Genomic DNA, 20725 nt, shown 5'->3' on the forward strand with positions numbered 1-20725 from the left:
TCGGCGAGTCAGCACGACGGAAAGACCTAGTACATGGCTCAACGCGAATCTCATGAGGCGGTCGAAACGGCTGCTCAGGATACCTACGGCGGAACCGTCGTGCGAGGCAGCCTTTACACCGGACTCAGCCAATGCGTTGCAGTCGGGTGTCAGATCGGGTCGGTCCTTATTCTGTCGCGGCTGCTGATGCCCGCCGATTTCGGACTGATCGCGATGATTGGCCCGATCATTGCTTTTTTGTCTCTGTTCAAGGAAATGGGCCTTTTGCAGGCCGTCATACAAAAACAAACACTGACATACGGGCAGCTCAACGCGCTGTTCTGGATCAATTTGGGTGTCAGCCTCACTCTGACAGTTCTTTTGATTGCTTTGGCGCCGCTGGCCGCAGCATTCTACAACCAGCCCGACCTGACATGGTTGATCCGGGTCATGGCGCTGAACATGGTAATCACCGCCCTTGGCGCACAGCATTTCGCCTTGCTCAATCGTCGCATGATTTTTGGCAGGATCGCCATAACCGCAAGCGTCGCTTCGCTGTGCACCCTGTCGACATCGATCTTCTTTGCGCTTGTTTCACCCACGCCCTGGGCGCTGGTGGCAGGCACGCTGGTCGGCGGAACCGTCGGGGCAATGCTGGTTTGGATCTGGGTGCCATGGCGGCCATCGCGTCCGGCGCTGGCGCCCGGAACGGCTGAACTGCTGGGCTTTGGCGCCGGGGTAACAGGATTCAAACTGGCAAATTTTCTGTCGCGCAATCTCGACAACATCCTGATTGGCCGCGTCTGGGGCGGGGCTGCATTGGGGTTTTATGATAGGGCCTATAAGCTGATCCTGTTCCCGCTGGACCGTGTCGCGCAGCCGCTTTCACAGGTTATGGTGCCGGTTCTGTCTCGGATGCAGGACGAACCCTATCGATATGCGCATGCGTTTTTCCGCGTTTTCGGGCTTATGCAACTTGCTGTTCTGCCGGGTGTCGCGGCCATGACAGGGATGGCGGACACAGCCGTTCCCTTCCTGTTGGGCGCGCAATGGGCAGACAGCGCCCCGATCTTTGCGGCACTGGGCATCGCCGCGCTGGCGCAGCCGCTGGCGAATCCGACAGGCTGGCTGTTTGTTAGTCAGGGGCGCACGACCGAAATGGGCTGGTGGGGCCTGACCGCTGCTGTGGTCACTTGTGGCGCATTCGTTTGGGGTGTGCAGTACGGTGTTCAGGAACTGGCGATGGCCTATGCCGGGGTCACGATGTTAAAGCTGTTTCCACTATGGCTCCTTGTCAGTCGTAAGGGACCTATAGGCCGCGACAGCATTCGCAAGCGCATTCTGCCGATCTTTTGCGCGGGGCTTGCGGCTTATGTAATTGTTCTTACCGTTCAATCTTCGTTGCCGGGTCGCGCCGTTCTAAAACTGCTGTGCGGTGTTGCCATCAGCTACGCGGTTTTCGCGGGCGTACTGACCCTCAGCCAATATGGGCGGGAGATTTTGGTCGAGTTGAAAACCCTCATCTTCAAAGCGCCGCAAGAGATACGCAAACACCGCGCAAAGAGGCCAGCATGATCCGAACCGAAACCCTCCCTTCCGCTACGCTGCGTCCGCACGAGTGCCGCTGCATCCCAAGATCGGAGTTTCTGTCTTGATCGGAGTTTCTGTCTTGCCGGGCCTGACTCAGATTACAACCGAGCTTGGCTGGAGGGTCTCACCCGGTCGAATGATCGACCGGGCGCATCCCAGAGCCGATCCTCAGCTTGAGGACGTTTATCTCCGGCGAGGGCTTATTCTGATTCACATCCCCAAAAATGCGGGCACTTCGGTTGAGGGCGCACTGTTTGGATACCGGGTCCGTCATCGGACATGGCGAGAGATCAGCGCTATGTGCCCACGCGCCTGGCGGAGGCTTCCAAAAATAGCAATCTTGCGCGATCCAATTGATCGGTTTCTGTCTGCGTTCGATTATCTCAAGACCGGCGGACGCAATGAAACAGATCGCAGGTTCAGTGCCAGACTCATCGGCTCGCAGACCATCGATGCGTTCATCGACCGGCTGTCAACCAGCAGGACCTTTCGCAACACAACTATGCGCTATTTTCACTTCTGCCCTCAGGTAGATTATGTGTGCGACAGCAAAACCGTTATGGTCGATACATTGATCCCGTTTCCAGATATGGCCAGAGGACTGTCTGAATTCACGGGTGTCGATCCCGGCCTGTTGACCCATTCAAACAAAACGTCCGGCCCGCGCACGCTTAAATCTGATCTTACGCAATCGCGGATTGACCAACTCCTCACCTTCTATTCTGCGGATGCCGACCTATACGCTCAGGTTTGCAAAGAGTGGCCGGCGACCCCGCAACGAAGGGCTCATCGTGAAAGCGGGGTTGCCGGACAATGAAAAGCGCCACGTTTCGTAAACTGTCGATACGCGCAGCATGCCTGCGCCATAAAGCAAGGGTGTAAACATGCGAATTCTCTTTGCCGGTGGGAATGGCTGGTTGCCCGAAGCCAGCGGCGGCACTCAGAACAGCACCGATCATCTGATCCGACAAAGTATCGCGCAAGGGCACGATTGTGCAGTCTATTGCGGGTTCTCAGGCCGCGGCATGTTCGGGTTTCGTATGCGCGCGCAGCGCAAGGTAACGGGGCGACCGTTCAGTGTGGATCGCAGCCAGGGCTATGAGACGATGCGCACCTGGGAACCGATCGACCCCGTGCGGATCGCTGCCGCGGTAAAGCGGTTCCGACCCGATATCGTGGTGATACAGACCCGCCATTCAGCCCAATTGGGATTGGAGTTTTCGAAACTTGGTCTGCCTGTTGTGCTGTATCTTCGCAACGTTGAATTTGCAGAAAACGAAGGTGATGTCAGCGCGATCCCGGGGGCAAACTTCATCGCCAACTCTGACTTTACTGCCGGTGCGTATCGTGATGCGTATGGTATCGACTGCACAGTGATCACGCCGACGATCAACTTCGAAGAGTACAGGTGCGAAACCACCAAAGAATACGCAACGCTGATCAACATACATCCAAAGAAAGGCTACGAGGTGGTGCGCGAGATGGCCCGCGCGTGTCCCGACATCCCCTTTCTGATGGTCGAAGCCTGGACGTTGTGGGATGAATTGCTCAAACAGATCATGGCTGAAATAGACGCGCTGCCGAACGTCACCTTCATGAGCCGCACCTCGGACATGTCGAAGGTCTACGGGTGCACGCGGGTGCTGCTGGCGCCCAGCCAGTGGGAAGAAGCATGGGGGCGTGTCGCATCCGAGGCCCATTGCAGCGGTATCCCGGTAATTGGATCGAACCGGGGCGGCCTGAGCCAAGCGATCGGGCCGGGCGGAGTTGTCCTGTCCCATGACGCACCGATCGACGAATGGGTGGCCGCGTTGCGCACGCTGTGGTCGGATGAGGCCGCCTATACCGATCTGTCCCAAAAGGCGCTGGACTACGCAAGGCGCCCCGAGCTCGATTTCCATCGCCAGCACGCAGCGTTCTTGGCGGTATTGGACCGCGCCGTTTCACAACACAACGCCCGCCGTTCCGCTTGAGACAGGCCACACAAACAAATCGGAGCCAGCCGATGAAGATCTGCTTTTGCGTCTCAAGCTTTCCGGCCCTGTCTCAGACGTTTGTGACTTCTCAGGTGCTGCACGCAGTGCGGCAAGGGCATCAGGTGACAGTAGCGTGCAAATCCTTCGACCATGGAACACCGCTGGCACCTGACCAGGAACACGATCTTCACAACGTCCGCATCGTGATTTGGCCACCGAAACGGCCGGATTTTCTGCGGACGCTTCCGACCCGCCTGTCTGATCGCATGGCCGCCCGGCTTGACCGATCCGCATGGCGACGGCAGATCGATGCAGATATTGTCGTCGCGCATTTCGGATACCGTGGCGCGGCGGTCGAGCGCGCACAGCGGGGATGGAAACGCCGCCCGCGACTGGTGACAGTGTATCATGGGCGTGACGTCAGCGTTGAATACCAGCGCGACGCCATGTCCCGCTTTCGCAACCTGTTCGCCGAAGGAGATCTGCACGTGACCGTCAACGCCCAGTTCGGTGGGTGTCTTGTCGAATGCGGTGCCCCAAAGGCGCGGGTCGAAACACGGCATTTGGGAATCCCGGTGTCCAAGTACCCGTTCTCTACCCCCAGTTTTCACACGCCGATGCGGTTTCTCAGCGTTTGCCGGCTGGTTCAGAAAAAAGGGCTCGGGACCGCCATTGAAGCGCTCGCGCTGCTGCGAGACAGGCAACCCGACATTGATTGGCGCTATGACATTGGCGGCGACGGCCCTTTGTTAGATGAGTTGCGCGCAAAGGTTATGCGCAAGCATCTTCAGGATCGCATAACCTTCCTCGGGGCATTGCCACATCAGAACGTGTTGCGCCGCATGACGGACGCGGATGTGATGCTGGTTCCGAGCTGCACGGCGGATGATGGAGATCAGGAGGGCATCCCGGTCACGCTGATGGAAGCCATGGCACTGGGTACCCTGGTTTGCACAACGCGCCATTCCGGCATCCCGGAACTGGTCGAACACGGCGAAACCGGGTTGTTATCAGATGAGCGTGATGCGGAAGGGTTGTATCGGAACATCCTGTTTCTCGCGCAAGACTCTGATTGGGCGACTATTCTGGCAGATGCCGCACGTCATAAAATTCTGAGTGATTTCAATGAAGATCGACAAAATCTCCAGTTTTTGGAGCGGTGCCATGCCATTCTCTGAGACACCCATAGAAGAACCATCCGCCGTAACTTACCTGAGCATTCTTCGAGCCTGCAGGGCTCGGTTCCAGTACCGGAGGCGATCACGTTGACACTTCCGGATTTCATCATTGGGGGAGCTCCGAAATGCGGCACGACATCACTACATCAGGTGCTGGACCAGCACACGGACGTTTGGATGGCCAAAAACGAGCTTTATTTTTACGATGCGGATGATCCGGTCGCGCATGCTGACTTCCTCGGGGAAGACGGGAATGACCTTGCATGGCGGACGCCACAAGACCCTGCCTTGCAGGAATGGTATCAGTCCCGTTTCAAGGACGCTCCGGATGGATGCCTGATAGGTGAGGATACCACAACCTACCTGATGTCCGATGTCGCCCCATTTCGTATCAGTGCTGCAAACCCTAACGTAAAAATCTTGTTCATGCTGCGCGATCCGGTCCAGCGCGCCTTCTCGCAATACTGGCACCTTCTGCGCAGTGGGCGGACTTGCGTGTCGTTTGAAAAGGCACTGAGCAGCGAACCTTCTATCATTTCGGGATCAACCTACGCCCCCCGATTGCGGCAGTTCCAACACGCGCTTGGAAAGGACCAGATACACGTTGTGGTGTTCGAGGAGTTCCGGACCAACCAGCAGGCAGTGTTGGATGGTGTTACCACTTTTTTAGGAGCGCCAAACCTGCCATTGGCGCAAGTTGACACCTGGCACAATCGAACAATGTACCCGGCCCGCGCCGAAACTCTGCTGTTACTGAACCGGATCGGGCGGATACTGGTGCGCTATCGGTATGCACGGCATTTCGGTAGAGATCATGGAATCCTGTCGCGTGTTGCGCACAAGGCTTACCGCCACTGGTTCCGCCTGGTGGAAAAACACGTTCTGACCCAGCCCCGGCCACCATCCGAGATGCGCGATAAGACACGTACCTATCTTAACCGGCATCTGTCGGACCGAAACGCCGGGCTCTCGGTCCTGCTCGGGAAGGATCTGAGTGTGCATTGGCCCGGGTTCTCCCAGTAAACTGTGGCAGAGGATTGCAGGACCTGATCGTCTTTGCGCGCAATGGCAATGTCATCCGCAGATGGGGCTGATCATTAGCCTCCAACACGTACATTGCGCGATTCAATTCTTGAGATTTTCTGAATTAACCACTTTAGGTCTTGGGATATGAACAGCAGAACTGGCACCAGGAAGAGTGTGATCAATGTGGCAAACAACATACCATACGCAATAGAAACGGCCGCCGGGATCAGAAACTGCGCCTGTTCAGATGTTTCATACAGTAATGGGGCAAGACCAAAAAACGTCGTCATGCTGGTCAGCACTACAGCGCGGAACCGGTTTGTTCCGGTGTTCATAAGAGCGTCCATCGTACGCGATGTCTTATCGGTGGCGTTGTAGGTTACAACCAACAGCAGGCCGTTATTCACGATCACGCCGGCCAAGGCGACAATGCCATTGGCCGACAGAATGCTCAGCGGGAGATCGTGCAGCCAATGACCCCAGATTGCGCCAACCAAGCCAAATGGCACCACCATCAAGATTAAAGCAGACTGCAGGTAAGACCGCAGAGCAGCGGCCAATAGCCCGAAAATGATCAGTAGAGCCATACCAAAGGCTTGCAACAGACCAATGCTGGCGTCTTCTTCCGCTTCGGTTTCGCCAAAATAGGCGACCTGCACATCGGGGTAGGCACTCAGTATCGGTGGCAGGATACGGGAATTGAACGTTTCGCGCAGCGCGAAGCCGTTCGTTACGGCATGGTCCACCGACGCGGACAAAGTTACCACCCGCCCTTGTCCGTTGCGATTGATTTCCTGGGCAATGAACCCGGTGGACAGCTTCACAACCGATTTCAGCTTCACGCGCTGACCATTGGATGTCACAACCTCAAGTTGGCCGATGTCGCCGGCCGTTTGCCTGGATGTTTCGGGGGTCGTCAACGTGACTGATATCTCTTTGTTTTGGTGCATGAATGTTGTGATTTCTATGCCATCCAGCAGGCCTTCGATTTGCTGTGCAATGTCTTCAACTTCCAACCCCAGGGTTTCACCCAGAGGGGTCATGTGCAACTGTACTTGCGGCTGGCTTGCGTCCAGCGAGGACTCTGCCAGCGTCACGCCGGGCACGGCTTGTAACTGCTGGATGACATCTGACGAAATCTTTTGAAGCGCGGCGCGATCAGCGGTCGAAATCTCGACACTGAAATCGGGAAAGCTGCCAAAGCTGTCCGTAAACGACAGCTCACGCGCACCTTCAATTGCGCCGGTACGTTTCTGCCATTGGGCAAGGATCTGGCCTGCATTGGCGTCCGCAGAAAGCTCGGCCAGAATGGTCGCGCGACGATCCAGTGCATCCAGTTCCACAGCCGTGATCACGTCCTTGCCCGAAGCGGCTTTCAGTTCGCGCTGTAGCCTGGTGCCGATCCGGGCAATCCGGGAAACCTCATGCTGAAACAGGGTCTGTCCCAAATCGGGTTCCGCCACATAGGTCACGGTCAGGACACGCAAGGGTATATCGGGAAAGAATGCTTGTCGAACGACACCGTTCGACACCGCGAGAAGCGAGCCCGCGAGAATACCGAACATCAGTAAAAGGCTGATATATCTGAGTCGCAAAGCCTGTTGCAGACAGGGCCGGTATATCCGGGTTGCAACCCACCGCAGGGCCTGCGTGCAATGCTCCGAAACAGTCGTAAGACTACGCCATATGCGCCTGCTGCGCCCCAAGCCTGTGTCGACAAGATGTGCAGGCAGGATCAATTTGGTTTCAACCATGGAGAACAGAAGTGTAAAGATAACGATGGTGGAAAACTGGGCCAGCACGCGGGCCAGATCACCATCAATGACGGTTATCGGGTAAAAAGCAGCGATTGTGGTCAACATGCCAACGATCGTGGGCATGTTGACGGCCTTTACGCCCGCATACACGGCGCGGGTGCCCGGACCCCGAGCAGCGATCGTATCACTGACGCTTTCGCCAACAACAATGGCGTCATCCACCACAAGCCCGAGGGCCACAATGAAGCCAAAGGTGGTCAGGTCATTTAGTGTAAAGTCGAAGAACGCGGGTCCCATCAGGATCAAGGCCCCGGCAAAGCTTACCGGCAGACCTAAGGCGACCCAAAGCGCAACGCGGGGATGCAGAAACAAGGCAAGGATCAGCGCCACAAGCAAGGCGCCCTGTAGCCCATTCTTTTTCAACAAAGACAGGCGATCTTCAATAAATTGGCTCTGATCATTCCAGATATGGAGTGTCACCCCCTGTGGCATACCGGGACTGTTGGCAAAGGACTCAACCGTTTCGCGCGTAGCCCGCGCGGCGGCAATGATGTCAGACGCGGCCCCCATCTCGACCGTCAGTCGAAGGGCTGGTTCGTCGTCAAAGCGCTTCAACGCCTTTGGAGTTTCATAGTCCTTTCGAATTTCGGCAATCTGTCCCAGCGTGATGACCTGACCAGCGGTACCGGTCTTGACCGGCAGGGCCCGAAGGTCTTCCAGCGTGGGCGCGGTTTCGACTGTGCTGACAACAATCGGGCCTGTGGTGGTCTCAATACGGCCCTGCGGTGCATCCTGCAGATAGTTGCGCAGGGTAGCTGCCAGATCTGCCCGGGTCAGATCATATCGTTGCATTGCTTCGGGCGACACTTCGATAATCCGTTCGGGGTGCCACTCTCCGGCAGTTGACAGGCTGGTGATTTCAGGACGTGCCAGCAACGCCTGACGTAGCCGAAATGCAGTTTCCGAAAGGGTTTCGTGATCGACATCCCCAGCGATTTGGACGTTCAGGACGTCTTCTATCCAAACATCCCTTGTGATTTGGGCTCGCTCGGCCTCGGCGGGGAAGGTCAGGGCGTCGATCTCGGTTCTGATCTCAGCGATCAGGCGATCGATGTCGGTGCTTGTTTCCTTTTCAACCGAAAAGAAACTGCCAACCGCCGTGGAGCGGCTGCTGATGCGCCTTATGCCCTTCACCCGGCTAAGCGCGGCCTCAATCTTTATGGTGATTGCTTCTTCTGTTTCCTGTGCTGAACCGCTGTCGTAGATCAGTTCGATCTTCACTTGCGACGGGGGCAGTTTGGGAAAGCCTTCGCGACGAATTTCCGTCAGTGAAAACCACCCCAGAACCAAAATCGTCATCATCAGAAGGTTGGCCGCAATCGGGTTTCGTATGAACCACCCGATCAAACCCCGGCTTTTGGGATCAGCCATCAGAGCCGACCTTTACAGTCACACGCTCGCCCGCCGCGTATCTGGACAGCGGGTTGACCAGCACCTGCGCGTTTTCGGGCAGGGTGCCTTCGGGCAGGAAACTGTGCCCGTCCTGTTCGAAATTCACTGACACACTGGTGCTGCGCAGAAGATTTTCGTCTGACAGAACATACCAGATCCGGTTGTCCAGTGTCCGCGCGCTGGCGGGTGTTTTCTGGAGGCTGACCTGTGTCGGTCCTCGTAACACCACTTGTACAAATGCGCCCGGTAGCAGCGCGTGCAACTGGTCTTGCGGCAATTCGATTCCCAACCTCAGCACGGGTTGTTTCGTGATGTCGTCTGATGCGGCCAGAATGCGCTCAGAAAACACATCAAACCGTTGCCCGCGATCATTTTTCACCTGTCCGACTATCGTGTTTGCGGTGATTTGACCGAGGTTCCGGGGCACCAGTTGCGCCCATTCATCCTGTGTTAGTGGCAGATCAATAACCAGATCCCCGGCCGAAATGAGTTCAGCCACCGGGTCACCTGCTGTGACATAAGCTCCGGGGTACAGCTTGTGCGATGTAATCATCAGCGGGAAGGGCGCGCGGAGATCAAGCTTTTCCAGATCAGCCCGTGTCGCATCCAATGCCTCTTTGTCAGCATCTCTGCGCAGACGGGCGGAATGCAAATAGGGCTCACGCAGGACCAGCGGGGCGGCCTCTGAGACGGTGGTGCCCGCCCGTCGGGCCCGGGCCAGTTTGGCCGAGCGTTCTTCTTGCAAAAGGCTCAGCTCACTTGCCGCAAGTTGCGCTTCGGCCTCGGCCACAGCGCTGACAAACGGGCCGGCATCAATTTGGGCCAGAAGGCTTTCGGCACTGAAGTAATGCCCCGGTACGACATGTTCCGACACCCATCCGATCTGACCGGAAACCGGCGCAAACAGGCTTCGTTCAATGCGCGGGCGCACAGTTGCGTGCCGGGTGATTTCCGGGGTGAAACTGACGGCTTTCACCGGAACAACGGTTACAAGAGGATAAAGAGGCGGATCTGTGTAGGAGTCCGCAACGGCCGCTGAACTTAGGTGTGACAGCAAAAATAACGCTGCCCAAAACTGCCTCAGGCGGTGTGGCGCGCGCGGGTGTGAGCATACATTTGACAAAGATCGCATATTTGCATCCCACGTACAATGAAAGGGGCACGCATGATGCGTGCCCCGATTTTTCAGAAGCGCTTGGTCGCCGTCAGGAAAAAGCGACGCCCTTCAGTGTTAAAGTCGTCTCCAAAGTCGTCGTTTCTGCTGAGGGTGTTGTTAGTGACATTCAGGATGCCACCATTCAGCACGACACTGTCGCTAAGCTCATACTGGGCCAGGATATCCGCCGTCGCATAAGCGTCGACTTTGGTCGAAAGCCCGGTGTCGCCGGTGGAGTGAATCCAGGTGTATTGTTCAGAGACAAAGTTACCTGCCAGAGAAAGTCGCAACTGGTCGTTCACTTGCCAGTCAGCGCGGAGGTTGATTGTGTGGTCCGGCTGATAGGTTAGGGGCCGTTTGATTGACTCCGTTACCTGAGCGTCCATGTAGGTGTAGTTGCCCGAGACCGACAGCGTGTCACTCAGTTCGGTCGAGAAGGTCAGTTCAAGCCCGCGTGTCGTGACCTCTTCAAGGTTTTGATAGGTGAACGTCGGATTGCCGTCAGCGGCAAAGCCGACAAAGTTCGTGTAGGTCGGGGCCAGCGTCCTGTTCCAGGTCCGCGCAGGCGGGAACTGGATCATATCCTTGATACGGTTATTGAAGATTGTTACGTCGAAGCTGCTTCTGTTGCTTGCGTAAGAGAGGCCAATTTCCATGTTGATGCTGGTTTCAGGATCCAGATCACGCGACCCCAGCAGATAACAATCGCCGCCACATGAGACCTGTTGCCAGTTGGGACTGGTCTCCAGCAAGGTGGGGGATTTGAAGCCAGTGGACACACCACCTTTCACAATCCACGCGTCATTCAACTGATAGACGCCATAGATCCGCGGGCTCAAATGGCTTCCATAGATCTCGTGATGATCCAGACGCGCGCCGAATGTCACCTCAAGCCGGTCGTTGAACTCAATCCGGTCTTCAATAAAGACCGCAGTATCCCAGACAGACGTCGTGTTGTCGCCGGTCAGGTTGAACTCATCGTCTAGGTTCTGGGACTCCAACGATGTGCCGAACGTTATGTTGTGCAGTACAGTACCACCACGGACCGTGTTCACCTTGGCGTCCAGACCATAGCTGTAGGACGTGTTTGGCTGATCCATTCCGAGTGAGCTGCTGACGCCGATCTCGTTCTTGATGTGATCCCCCCACAGCCTGACTTCGCTGGTGCCAAAGGAGTGTTGACCCGAATAGGTGGCATTGGCTGCGTTTCGCGTCAAAGGCACTTCGGCATGTTGGCGTTTGGAATAGCCGTAGTTGAAATCTATGCGGTTGGCGCCATCGATTTCCCATGCGAGCGCGGTGTCAAGGTAGCGGTTTTTGCTTTCGGGAAAGCCGGGGCTTGGCTCTGTAGTAAAGCCTGTTCTTGGAGGGTTGATGTCCGGATCATCCGCTTCTCTTCGGGTGTAACCACCGCTCAGGCGGAATGACAGCTGTTCGTTGACCGGCCCGCTAAGCGTGAACCCGGTTCTATAGGAATCGCCAGCCTTTGAATTGTCCTGCAATGTGTACGAGCCGGTTATCGACCCGCTCAGCACGTTGTCGGGTTTCTTGGTGATAATATTGATCACACCGCCAATGGCGTCCGCACCATAGAGTGACGACATCGGGCCACGCACAACTTCGATACGTTCAATTGTCTCGATATCCACCCAGTCCAGATCAAAATCATTGCCCCGGAACAGGTTGGGATTGGAATTGACGCGCTGTCCGTCAATCAGGATCAAGGTGTAGCGATCACCAAGTCCGCGCAACTGAACCCGGTTCAGGTTGCCGCTGCGCACGACGGTCACACCGACAGACCGTTTCAACACATCCGTCAGATTGGTGACGCCGTATTCAGCAATCTCCTCTGGTGTGATGATGGATATGCTGGCGGGTGCCTTGCGGATTTCCGTCGCTGACCCTGAAGCGGTTACAACGATCGGGTCCAGCTCGATGACGTCTGCATCGGTCTCCAAGGCTGCGTCTTGCGCTGCAACCCCAGTGGCCGCGACGATCCCTGAGACAACCGTCCAGCAGAATCGGTTCACTGACCTGCTTTTGATCCTGCATCTTCCGTACGCTTTGCAGGTCTTTGTTTTGTCTATGTGCATTGTGGTGCTGTCCTCGTATTTGTCTCACATAGTCGTCAGGACGTGTGGGGCGCGGCTGGTGGTCCGACGTATTTGTCCAGGCAAAAAACAGCACCACACACATTCTTGACTTTTTTTGTTGGTTATGAGACATCCACGAAGCTAGCTCTACGGAAACCGCTATTGAAAAAGCGACAAAGATATTTGCACAGATACCGCTGTGATCGAAATCCCGGCAAGCGCCCATGCCCCTAGGATTGTGAGTGCGGGAAAGACAATGGCTATTGATTATTATCCCGGTGGACTGCGCATCGGTCACATCAATGAAAACGTTGAAGGTCCGCGAAGCTCGGATGCCTTTGCGATCGAGGCAAAGTTCATCGTTCTGGTCGTATTGAACGGTCGTCAGGTTTTTACCGTCAATGATCGGGCCTATGAACTGGAAGCGAACGAGAAGAGCGGCAAAGCGAGTGCGGTTACGATTGCCGTGCAATCCAGTGCTGTGGTGCACTATCTGGAATCGTCAGGCCATCCGTTGCGGAAACTGGCGATTGCCGGCGATCTGGACTGGTTTAATCAATTTCAGATCGAAGAGGATGCATCGGAAACCAAAGTGCAGTTGGTTGATGATCGTATGAACAGTAGCTTCAAAAACGACGGTGTGTCGGCTGCAATCTGGAACCCCAGCACCCGGGTTGCGCGTCTGGCAACGCAGATCATCCTGCCCCCGCCCGAAGACAACACGCAGCAGCTGGGGCTGTATCGGATGTCAAAAGGGATCGAAATCCTACGGTGTATGTCAGAGGAACGCGCCGAGCTGAGCCCGGACAAGTCAGAGCGTGTCGAAGGGCGGCGAAAGGCGGAAGACATCCGGTTGTATATTCTGGATAATCTCAACCACGATCTGACGACCAATCAGCTTGAAAATAGATTCTGTCGCAACCGGCGGTCGCTGCAGCGGCTTTTCAAGTCTGAATACGGCGTCGGTATTTCCGAGTTCGTGCGCGGTGAGCGGCTGAAACGCGCCAATACTGCCTTGCGCCATGATGGGATCTCGATTGCCGAAGCCGCTTTTCTGGCGGGCTATTCAAACACGGCAAACTTTTCGACGGCTTTCCGGCGGGAGTTCGGAATGCCTCCCGCCCAAGCCAAAAGCTGCGAAGTCTGAAACCTGTCAGGCGCGCAGTGTTGCGCCGCCGTCGACGTACAAATCGGCCATGGTGATGTGGCCAGCCTGCTCTGACAACAGGAACAGGGCGGCTGATGCGATATCGTCCGGTTCGGCAAGCTTGCCTAGCGGTATGCCCGTTCTATAGCTAGGCAAATCTCCGGCTATGACCCGGTCAGCCCCGTGTTCGTCGGACCACATCGCGGTTTGCATCGGGGTCAGCGTCGAACCCGGAGCCACAAGATTGCAGCGAATTCCGCTTTGCCCCAGTTCGAGCCCGAGACAGCGCACGTACATATGCGCTGCTGCTTTAGATGCTGCGTAAGCCGCCATCCGGTGGCGCGGTATCCCGGCAGCATTTGACCCGATAACCGCCATTGCCCCACTGTTGCGGGTCTGCATATGCCGCGCAACCGTTCCACAGACATTGAAGGTTCCGGTGGCATTGACTTTCATCACATGGGCCCAGTCCTGCGGCGTCGTTTCGTCCGCCCGCAGATAGGCGACAACCCCGGCTGCGTGAGCCAGCAAATCGATCGGGCCACATTCATGTTCAATCCAGTCGATGATGTCTGCCACCTGTTGGGCATCACTAACGTCCATCACCTTTTTGCAAACACCGGCTGGAACAGGTGTTTTTGCCATGGCGGCGGCCGTATCGGTGGCGACGACCACGGCCCCTGCATCATGCAATCTGGCACACAGGCTTTGGCCGATCCCGCCAGCGGCACCCGTTATCAGGGCGACGCGCCCTTCGAACCCGGTCAGCTTCATTTTGCGTCTCCGGTAAATGCACTCAGGACCGTCGATGTGGTTGCTACGCCACCACAGCATCCGGCAATCCAGTGCATCGCCATATCGTGACGCGCGCGATCAAAATCAGCCTGTGCATCAGCGATAGCGAACGGTTCGATATCCAGCTGAAAGGCCTCACTGGCCGTTGCCAGACATCCGATATGGGCAAAGACACCTACGATAACCAACTGATCGCGTTTCCGGGCCCGCATCAGGGTCTCAAGGTTTGAGCGTTGGAAGGCGCTGTAGCGATGTTTGACCAATACGATGTCGTCGGGTTGTGGCGCGATCTGATCCAGGACCTCTTCATGCTCTCCGATGGTTTGCATCCCCGGCCCCCAGAGATCGGCCTGCAATCCGCGATCTGCCCGGAATTGATTGCCCTTTTGCGCCGTATAGAACACCGGGATATCGCGGTTCCGGGCAGCTGTCAGAATTTTGGAGGTATTCGCGACAACCCCCCGGATCGGGTCAGCGTCAGGCGGGTACGGAGCGCAGAAATACTGCTGCATATCGTGAACCAGCAACGCTGCCCGATCCGGGTTCAGTTGGAAAGGCGCGCGCGGTGTCGGCAGGTCTGCCGCCTGGGGCAGAGTGTATGGAGCAATTTGAGGGAGGCCCATCGGCGTTGATCCTTGAGTCAGGCTTTTTCAGATAGGTGTTTGCTGCGCAATTGCTGACGCAAATCCTTGCGGGACAGCTTGCCGACAGCAGTTTTTTGCAACGAACTGACGATCTCGATTTCGTCGGGGATTTTGTACGGTGCGATTTCACGTTTGCGCAGAAACTTTCTGATCTCGACCGGTCGTATCGAAACGCCCGTACGGGGTTCGACAAAAGCGCAACTGCGCTCGCCCAGCGAGGCATCCGGGATGGAAACAATCGCGACATCCATGACTCTGTCCAAGGCCAGGATATGGTTTTCAACTTCTTCCGCCGAAAACTTCTCACCCGCGCGGTTAATGTGATCGCCTGCCCGGCCCTGAACCGTCAAATTGCCCATATCATCACGCGAGACGATATCGCCGGTGCAATAAAACCCGTCATCGGTGAAGGATCGGGCATTGGCCCCATCGTCGTTGTGATAGGTGCAGATCGTGTAGGGGCCGCGAACCTGCAAGTGACCGGGCAAGCCAACGGGCACCCGATCTCCTGTGTCATCTACAACCCGCACTTCATCCGCTTTGCTGATCGGACGGCCCTGAGTGTTGATGCGGATATCTTCCGGATCATCCAGCCGGGTGTAGTTCACAAGGCCCTCGGCCATGCCAAACACCTGTTGCAGACGGCATCCTAGGGCTGGCTCGATTTGCATTGCGATTTCGGGCTGCAGTTTGGCCCCGCCGACCTGCAACACTCGCAATGACGTCAGATCGTGCTGTTTGCCCTTTAAGGCATTCAGCCAGAGTTGCGCCAGAGGTGGCACCACGGCAGCGATGGTTACCCGGTAGTATTCGATAAGCGGCAGGCAATCCCCGGCAGAGGAACTGCGGGGCAGAACAACACACCCGCCTGACAGCAATGTGCCAAAACTACCGGGCGAGCTGAGCGTAAAGTTGTGTGATACCGGTAGGACGGCAAGGTATCGGGTGCTTGCGCTTAATCCACATATCCGGGCGCTTTCCCGAATTGAATAGAGGTAGTCGTCATGGGTGCGGGGGATCAGTTTTGGCAATCCTGTACTGCCGCCTGAGATCAGTAGAAACGCCACTGACGAAGGCGCAGGATCAGCGGGCAATCCGATTGGCTGAGCTTGAACAGTTTCGAATGCGGTAAACACATCAGCGTCCCCTTTGACGAACACATGGGACAGGTTCGAGCATTGCTTTTGCAGGCCCTGCGCCATCACGCGGCAATCGTAACCGTCATGTGTATCTTGTATGATCAGCGCCTCTGCCTCGGCTTTGGTCAAAAAATGCGCGATTTCCGTTTGACGGTGTGCAGGCAGGGCAAACACAGGCTGCATGCCGGCTGCAAACAGGCCAAACACGGCCACAAAAAATTCGACGCAGTTTGGCAGTTGCACGACAACCCGCGCACCGGGCTTCAGGCCTTGCGCCAACAGGCCCGCCCCAAACCGTTCCGCGCGATACTGCAATTCACCATAGGTCAGGACGCGTGGGTCTGTGCCTGACGCGTCGATAATTGCAGGGTGTGACGGATGATCTTCTGCCCATTTGCGTAGCAGCTGAGGAAAAGTTTCGCCGGTCCAATACCCTGCGTTTCGATATGCCCGGGCCCGTGCCTCGGGATAAGGTTGATCGAGCGGTAGCATGTAACCTCCATTTCAGATTTGCACGCGGCCATTCGGTGCGTGACTGAGTGGTGTTTGCGGGATCCGGTGGCTTTTTCGCTCAGATCGCCTGATCGTAGATCAGCAAGGGGCGCCCTTTTGAGCAGCGCTCAACACGACCCTGCACATTGTAGATTTCCGACAGCAGATCAGATGTGATGACCGTTTCCGGTGTGCCATGCGCGACAATCCTGCCCTGATGAAGCGCGACAACCTGATCGGCCCATGTCAGAGCCAGATTCAGATCATGGCAGACAAAAACTCCGATAACCTGCTGGCGGCGAGTGAAGCTGCGCACGCACTGCATGACCGAAAGCTGGTGGTGCGGATCCAGCGCACTCGTGGGCTCATCCAGCAAAAGCACACGCGGGTCCCGGATCATTGCCTGCGCCAGCGCCACCATTTGTCGTTGACCGCCGGACAGCGAACGCAGTTGCTGCATCGCCAGACTTTCGACGCCCAAAACGCTCAGAATCTGAATTGCGCGATCCTGTAATGCCACGTCAGGCCCCGCAAACGGGGACATTGAGACCTGAGCGGGCAGTAGTACGGTTTCCAGCACCGACAGGGCCAGCCCATCTGGCAAATGTTGCGGCATGTAGGCGACATGGCGCGCGCGTTCTGTCCATGAGCATTGCATCAGATCCACATCACCTAACCGGACAACGCCCTTGGCCATCTGAAGTCCGGAAATCGCCCGGATCAGAGTTGTCTTGCCAGCGGCGTTGGGCCCGATGACAGCGGTCAGGCTGCTTGGGCTTAGATCAGGCAGATTGACGCCCTGAAGGACATGGTTGGCCCCGTAATTGGCCCACAAATCGTTGACGGTCAGACCCTGCATCACAGTTTTCCCCTGCGCAGAATGAGGACCGCAAACACTGGAATACCAACCAGAGAAGTCACAACGCCGATTGGCAAAAGCACGCCGGGGATCAGGGTTTTGCTGAGCAATGATGCAAGAGACAGGATAAGTGCTCCGCACAGCAGACTGGCTGGCAGAAAGACGCGATGGTCTTCGCCAACAAGCAGGCGTGCGATATGCGGACCGACCAGTCCGACGAACCCGATGGTTCCGACAAAAGCCACCGCTATGGAAGCCAGAAGGCTGATCCGCAAAAGTGTGAAAAAGCGAAGCTTTTTGACGTCGACACCGAAGCTGGCGGCACGATCAACGCCAAAGGCAAGCGCTGTCATCGCGTTGCTCGCTGCCAACGAAAACGGCAGGCACAGCGCCAGAGCACACAAAAGAATGAACAGCTGCGTCCAACTGACCTGCGAAATACTGCCCATCGTCCAGAATACGAACTGCTGCAACGCCGCCTCGGACGCCACGAATTGCAACAGGGCAACAACGGCGTTCAGGGCAAACACCAGTGCAATGCCCAGCAGGATCAAGGTATCGGTTCCGGCCCCAAATCGATGTGACAGCAAGCTCAGCAACATCACTGCGGCAAACGCAAAGACAAAGGCATTGCCCGGCACCAGCCACATATGGGCAAGACCCGGCAATCCAATTCCGAAGACAAAGGCCAGCGCCGCCCCCAATGAGGCCGCAGCGGAAACACCAAGCGTAAACGGGCTGGCAAGCGGGTTACGCAGAATGCTCTGCATTTCCGCCCCGGCGAGTGCCAGTGCAGCACCGACAAGAACCGCAGCGATGGCCTGTGGCAACCTGATATAGTGAATAATGACAGTGTCGCCTTGGCTGGCGCTTTCCGCACCGATCAATGCGGCCAGGCTGCGCGACAGACCCAGTCCGGATGGTCCAATGGACAGATCAAGGATCACCGACAACACCAGCAGCAACGTCAGCGCAGACAGAATCCTTTTTCTGCGTTGCCGCAACCGGGCATAGGACAGCAGGATCGGCGAAGCGGGCATGTCGGTCATGGTTTGTCCTTTGCGGCGGTCCAGATCGCGCCGTCAAATTCGAAGGGCAGAAAGCGGGCATTGATCTCGTCCAGTGTTTGCTGAGGATCAAGGCCGGCAAATTCCTGAGGATGGATCCAGCGTGCCAGCAACTCCAACGCCACAATATTGAGGGGCGAGTTGTGAATGGAATGCCACAGGCCATAACTGCGCCCACCAGCGATTGCGTCCAGATCGCTCAGGATCGGTGTTTCCTGCAAGGACATAAGCGACGCATGTGCCAGATCGGCTGAAACGCCGGGGCCAACAATCAAACCTTCGTTCGATTCCAGCTGACGCCCGCCCGTTGCGATGTAAATATCCGGCTGGTGTGACAGCACGTATTCTGGCGATATTTGCGCAAAAGCCCCTGGAATAATGTCGGTCCCGATATTGCGACCGCCTGCGGCGGTTATGAACCGGCCCAGGCTGATCTCACCCAATGACATGCAGCATTGGCGCGTTGGGGTGGCTTGAAGATGCATCAGGACTGCCGGACGATCAGCCAATCCTGCCGCATGATCGACCACCCTGTCACGGTGCTGGCGGTAAAAGGCCAGAAACTCGGCGGCTTGTGGACCCGATCCCAGCACCTCGGCCGCGATGGTCAGGCTGGGTAGGGTATTTTCATAAGGATTAAGGCGAAAATCGATAAAGACCGTCGGGATGCCAGCCCTATCCAGCTGTGCCACTACCTGATTTATCGCAGGGCCCGGCGGGTCACTGAGAATGAGCAGATCGGGATTAAGGGCGATGACCTGTTCCGCTGAAATCACCGGAGAGTTTTCGGCCAGTTCGGGGACACTTGTGATCCCTGGAAACTGCTTTTCCAGTTCTGCGCGCAACTCTGGGCCAACGCGGGATTTGGATCCGGCACCTACGATCAGATTTCCGACGTTACGATCAATCAGGGACAGGCCGATGATCTGCCTGAAATCCGATATCACCAATCGTTTGACCGGCCCATCCACCGTCACCTGACGCCCGATGATATCGGTGACCTTCACGGATTGTGCAGATGCAAACGGCGCAGGCAATAGGACCAGAGTGCACATGAGAGTGCGGATCGCGGCAAGGGGCCTCATGAAAGCTCTTTCTGAATAGTCTTTTTAGGATTGGTTCGGTGGCGTCTCGGAGCTTGGTTTGCTGTAACCTGCTCGGGAACTCCGGCCAAGCCTGCGTCACGTGGTAATCCAAGTGCCGACAACATTGCCCCGAATTTTGCCCCGGTTTCTTCGGTTTCCGCGCGCGGATCTGACCCTGGTACGATGCCGGCACCGGCGTAAAGACGGGCTTGATTCCCACAAATCTCAGCGCAGCGAATGGCAACATACCAGGCACCGTCGCCGCTGCCATCACACCATCCGACAGCCCCGGCGTAGAAATCCCGATCCACCGGTTCCAGCTCCGAGATAAGTTCCATGGCTGGCTGAACCGGTACGCCACAAATCGCGGGCGTTGGATGAAGCTCTGCCGCAATTACCGCGCTGGGTGTATCGGGGTCACGCAAGCGCCCCTCGATCCATGTTCCCAGATGCCACATGGTTCGGGTGCTGGTCAGGCTGGTGCCGTCAGGTCGTTCCAACTGATCGCAATAGGGTGTCAGAGTGTCGAGGATGTATTCCACCAAAATTTGATGCTCGCGCCAGTCCTTGGATGAACGGGACAACAATGCGGCGGCTTTCGCATCCTGGGCTAGATCCGCCTGCCGTCTGGCTGATCCGGCCAACGGGTGCGAACAGATACTTCGCCCAACCTTCGAAATCAGCAGTTCGGGCGTGGCGCCGACCAGATTTCGTGCATGACCGTCGCGGGGGGGCAGCGGCATCTGAAAGGACGTGACAGCCGGATCGCCGGACAGAGCCGCGAAAAGTGCGCCGGGGTTAATCTCGCTTTGGCATTCGGCCAAAAACGACCTTGCCAACACAACTTTGCGCAGACCGTCTTCAGTCTCTGCTTCTGCCTCTAACCTGTCCAGCGCGTGTTGTACGCTTGACCAGAATTGTGTTGGGCAGGGATCAGCGCCGATGGGGCGGAAATTGCCGGGCATGGCGGGCAGTGTATCGACTTCGGGCGCAGGGCTGCCATTTGACATGCTGAGCATGTAATCGTCTTGACGGCGATCAAACGGCAACGCCCCTGCGACAATCGTCTGAGGTCCATAAACTGCAAAATGGCTGGCTAGCCGATCTGCAAGGGTATCGCTGGTTCCGCGTGGCAGAGGGCGCATGTCGCCCTTGCCGAGGATCAGGCCTTCTTTTCCGGCAAAACGAAACGCAGTGTCCTGCGTCAGGTCGGATGTCAGGAAATGTGCGTTCTGTGGAAGCAGGCTGCTCATGGTCGTGATCTTTCCGTTGATGGCAGAAAAGGGAACA

The 20725-nt window shown here is 56.6% G+C and carries 16 protein-coding genes; 6 read left to right on the forward strand and 10 right to left on the reverse strand.

Annotation, left to right across the window (positions count from 1 at the left end; translation table 11 throughout):
• Nucleotides 1–33: 33 nt before the first annotated feature.
• The 5 genes from HW561_RS16200 to HW561_RS16220 all read left to right on the forward strand — a co-directional run bounded on the left by HW561_RS16200 (nucleotide 34) and on the right by HW561_RS16220 (nucleotide 5746).
• Entirely contained in the window at nucleotides 34–1554 is a 1521-nt protein-coding gene (locus HW561_RS16200; protein WP_176866391.1) for a lipopolysaccharide biosynthesis protein, read from the forward strand.
• 76 nt (nucleotides 1555–1630) lie between these two features.
• Nucleotides 1631–2386: a sulfotransferase family 2 domain-containing protein gene (locus tag HW561_RS16205; RefSeq protein ID WP_176866392.1), complete on the forward strand. Its 756-nt coding sequence runs from the start codon at nucleotides 1631–1633 to the stop codon at nucleotides 2384–2386.
• 67 nt (nucleotides 2387–2453) lie between these two features.
• The gene (locus HW561_RS16210; RefSeq protein WP_176866393.1) at nucleotides 2454–3542 is read left to right on the forward strand and encodes a glycosyltransferase; all 1089 of its coding nucleotides are present in this window, start codon (nucleotides 2454–2456) and stop codon (nucleotides 3540–3542) included.
• A gap of 32 nt (nucleotides 3543–3574) precedes the next feature.
• On the forward strand, nucleotides 3575–4723 hold the full coding sequence (locus tag HW561_RS16215; protein WP_176866394.1) for a glycosyltransferase: 1149 nt from the start codon (nucleotides 3575–3577) through the stop codon (nucleotides 4721–4723).
• 87 nt (nucleotides 4724–4810) lie between these two features.
• Nucleotides 4811–5746: a sulfotransferase family protein gene (locus HW561_RS16220; protein WP_176866395.1), complete on the forward strand. Its 936-nt coding sequence runs from the start codon at nucleotides 4811–4813 to the stop codon at nucleotides 5744–5746.
• 74 nt (nucleotides 5747–5820) lie between these two features.
• Here HW561_RS16220 and HW561_RS16225 read toward each other — a convergent pair whose 3' ends face one another.
• The 3 genes from HW561_RS16225 to HW561_RS16235 form a co-directional block, all read right to left on the reverse strand.
• Nucleotides 5821–8937 carry an efflux RND transporter permease subunit gene (locus tag HW561_RS16225; RefSeq protein WP_176866396.1) on the reverse strand — a complete coding sequence of 1039 codons (3117 nt, stop codon included), beginning with the start codon at nucleotides 8935–8937 and terminating at the stop codon, nucleotides 5821–5823.
• The gene (locus HW561_RS24140; RefSeq protein WP_176866397.1) at nucleotides 8930–9934 is read right to left on the reverse strand and encodes an efflux RND transporter periplasmic adaptor subunit; all 1005 of its coding nucleotides are present in this window, start codon (nucleotides 9932–9934) and stop codon (nucleotides 8930–8932) included. The genes HW561_RS16225 and HW561_RS24140 overlap by 8 nt, the downstream gene beginning before the upstream one ends.
• Before the next feature lie 209 nt (nucleotides 9935–10143).
• Nucleotides 10144–12144, reverse strand: a complete 2001-nt coding sequence (locus HW561_RS16235) for a TonB-dependent receptor domain-containing protein (RefSeq protein ID WP_176866398.1) — start codon at nucleotides 12142–12144, stop codon at nucleotides 10144–10146.
• A 319-nt stretch (nucleotides 12145–12463) separates the two neighbouring features.
• Between HW561_RS16235 and HW561_RS16240 the strand changes: the two genes are divergently transcribed.
• Nucleotides 12464–13354: a helix-turn-helix domain-containing protein gene (locus HW561_RS16240; RefSeq protein WP_176866399.1), complete on the forward strand. Its 891-nt coding sequence runs from the start codon at nucleotides 12464–12466 to the stop codon at nucleotides 13352–13354.
• 6 nt (nucleotides 13355–13360) lie between these two features.
• On the opposite strand, the gene HW561_RS16245 is transcribed toward HW561_RS16240, so the two are convergent.
• The 7 genes from HW561_RS16245 to HW561_RS16275 form a co-directional block, all read right to left on the reverse strand.
• The gene (locus tag HW561_RS16245; protein ID WP_176866400.1) at nucleotides 13361–14128 is read right to left on the reverse strand and encodes a 2,3-dihydro-2,3-dihydroxybenzoate dehydrogenase; all 768 of its coding nucleotides are present in this window, start codon (nucleotides 14126–14128) and stop codon (nucleotides 13361–13363) included.
• Nucleotides 14125–14772, reverse strand: coding sequence for an isochorismatase family protein (locus HW561_RS16250; RefSeq protein ID WP_176866401.1), 648 nt, complete (start codon nucleotides 14770–14772; stop codon nucleotides 14125–14127). The genes HW561_RS16245 and HW561_RS16250 overlap by 4 nt, the downstream gene beginning before the upstream one ends.
• Before the next feature lie 17 nt (nucleotides 14773–14789).
• Nucleotides 14790–16424, reverse strand: coding sequence for a (2,3-dihydroxybenzoyl)adenylate synthase (locus HW561_RS16255; protein ID WP_176866402.1), 1635 nt, complete (start codon nucleotides 16422–16424; stop codon nucleotides 14790–14792).
• A gap of 79 nt (nucleotides 16425–16503) precedes the next feature.
• Nucleotides 16504–17283, reverse strand: a complete 780-nt coding sequence (locus HW561_RS16260) for an ABC transporter ATP-binding protein (RefSeq protein WP_176866403.1) — start codon at nucleotides 17281–17283, stop codon at nucleotides 16504–16506.
• Nucleotides 17283–18332, reverse strand: a complete 1050-nt coding sequence (locus HW561_RS16265) for a FecCD family ABC transporter permease (protein ID WP_176866404.1) — start codon at nucleotides 18330–18332, stop codon at nucleotides 17283–17285. Before HW561_RS16265 ends, HW561_RS16260 begins: the two co-directional genes overlap by 1 nt.
• Nucleotides 18329–19435: an ABC transporter substrate-binding protein gene (locus tag HW561_RS16270; protein WP_176866405.1), complete on the reverse strand. Its 1107-nt coding sequence runs from the start codon at nucleotides 19433–19435 to the stop codon at nucleotides 18329–18331. Before HW561_RS16270 ends, HW561_RS16265 begins: the two co-directional genes overlap by 4 nt.
• Complete coding sequence (locus tag HW561_RS16275; RefSeq protein WP_176866406.1) at nucleotides 19432–20688, reverse strand: isochorismate synthase; 1257 nt, start codon at nucleotides 20686–20688, stop codon at nucleotides 19432–19434. Before HW561_RS16275 ends, HW561_RS16270 begins: the two co-directional genes overlap by 4 nt.
• Nucleotides 20689–20725: the final 37 nt, after the last annotated feature.

This window comes from Ruegeria haliotis, from assembly GCF_013377785.1.
GTDB lineage: Bacteria > Pseudomonadota > Alphaproteobacteria > Rhodobacterales > Rhodobacteraceae > Ruegeria > Ruegeria haliotis.

Excerpts from the sequence above, each read along its gene's own strand:
- HW561_RS16250 (WP_176866401.1), bottom strand. The coding sequence starts at position 14,772 with ATGGGCCTCCCTCAAATTGCTCCATACACTCTGCCCCAGGCGGCAGAC.
- HW561_RS16200 (WP_176866391.1), top strand. The coding sequence starts at position 34 with ATGGCTCAACGCGAATCTCATGAGGCGGTCGAAACGGCTGCTCAGGAT.
- HW561_RS16265 (WP_176866404.1), bottom strand. The coding sequence starts at position 18,332 with ATGACCGACATGCCCGCTTCGCCGATCCTGCTGTCCTATGCCCGGTTG.
- HW561_RS16270 (WP_176866405.1), bottom strand. The coding sequence starts at position 19,435 with ATGAGGCCCCTTGCCGCGATCCGCACTCTCATGTGCACTCTGGTCCTA.
- HW561_RS16215 (WP_176866394.1), top strand. The coding sequence starts at position 3,575 with ATGAAGATCTGCTTTTGCGTCTCAAGCTTTCCGGCCCTGTCTCAGACG.
- HW561_RS16225 (WP_176866396.1), bottom strand. The coding sequence starts at position 8,937 with ATGGCTGATCCCAAAAGCCGGGGTTTGATCGGGTGGTTCATACGAAAC.
- HW561_RS16210 (WP_176866393.1), top strand. The coding sequence starts at position 2,454 with ATGCGAATTCTCTTTGCCGGTGGGAATGGCTGGTTGCCCGAAGCCAGC.
- HW561_RS16240 (WP_176866399.1), top strand. The coding sequence starts at position 12,464 with ATGGCTATTGATTATTATCCCGGTGGACTGCGCATCGGTCACATCAAT.
- HW561_RS16260 (WP_176866403.1), bottom strand. The coding sequence starts at position 17,283 with ATGCAGGGTCTGACCGTCAACGATTTGTGGGCCAATTACGGGGCCAAC.
- HW561_RS16255 (WP_176866402.1), bottom strand. The coding sequence starts at position 16,424 with ATGCTACCGCTCGATCAACCTTATCCCGAGGCACGGGCCCGGGCATAT.
- HW561_RS16245 (WP_176866400.1), bottom strand. The coding sequence starts at position 14,128 with ATGAAGCTGACCGGGTTCGAAGGGCGCGTCGCCCTGATAACGGGTGCC.
- HW561_RS16275 (WP_176866406.1), bottom strand. The coding sequence starts at position 20,688 with ATGAGCAGCCTGCTTCCACAGAACGCACATTTCCTGACATCCGACCTG.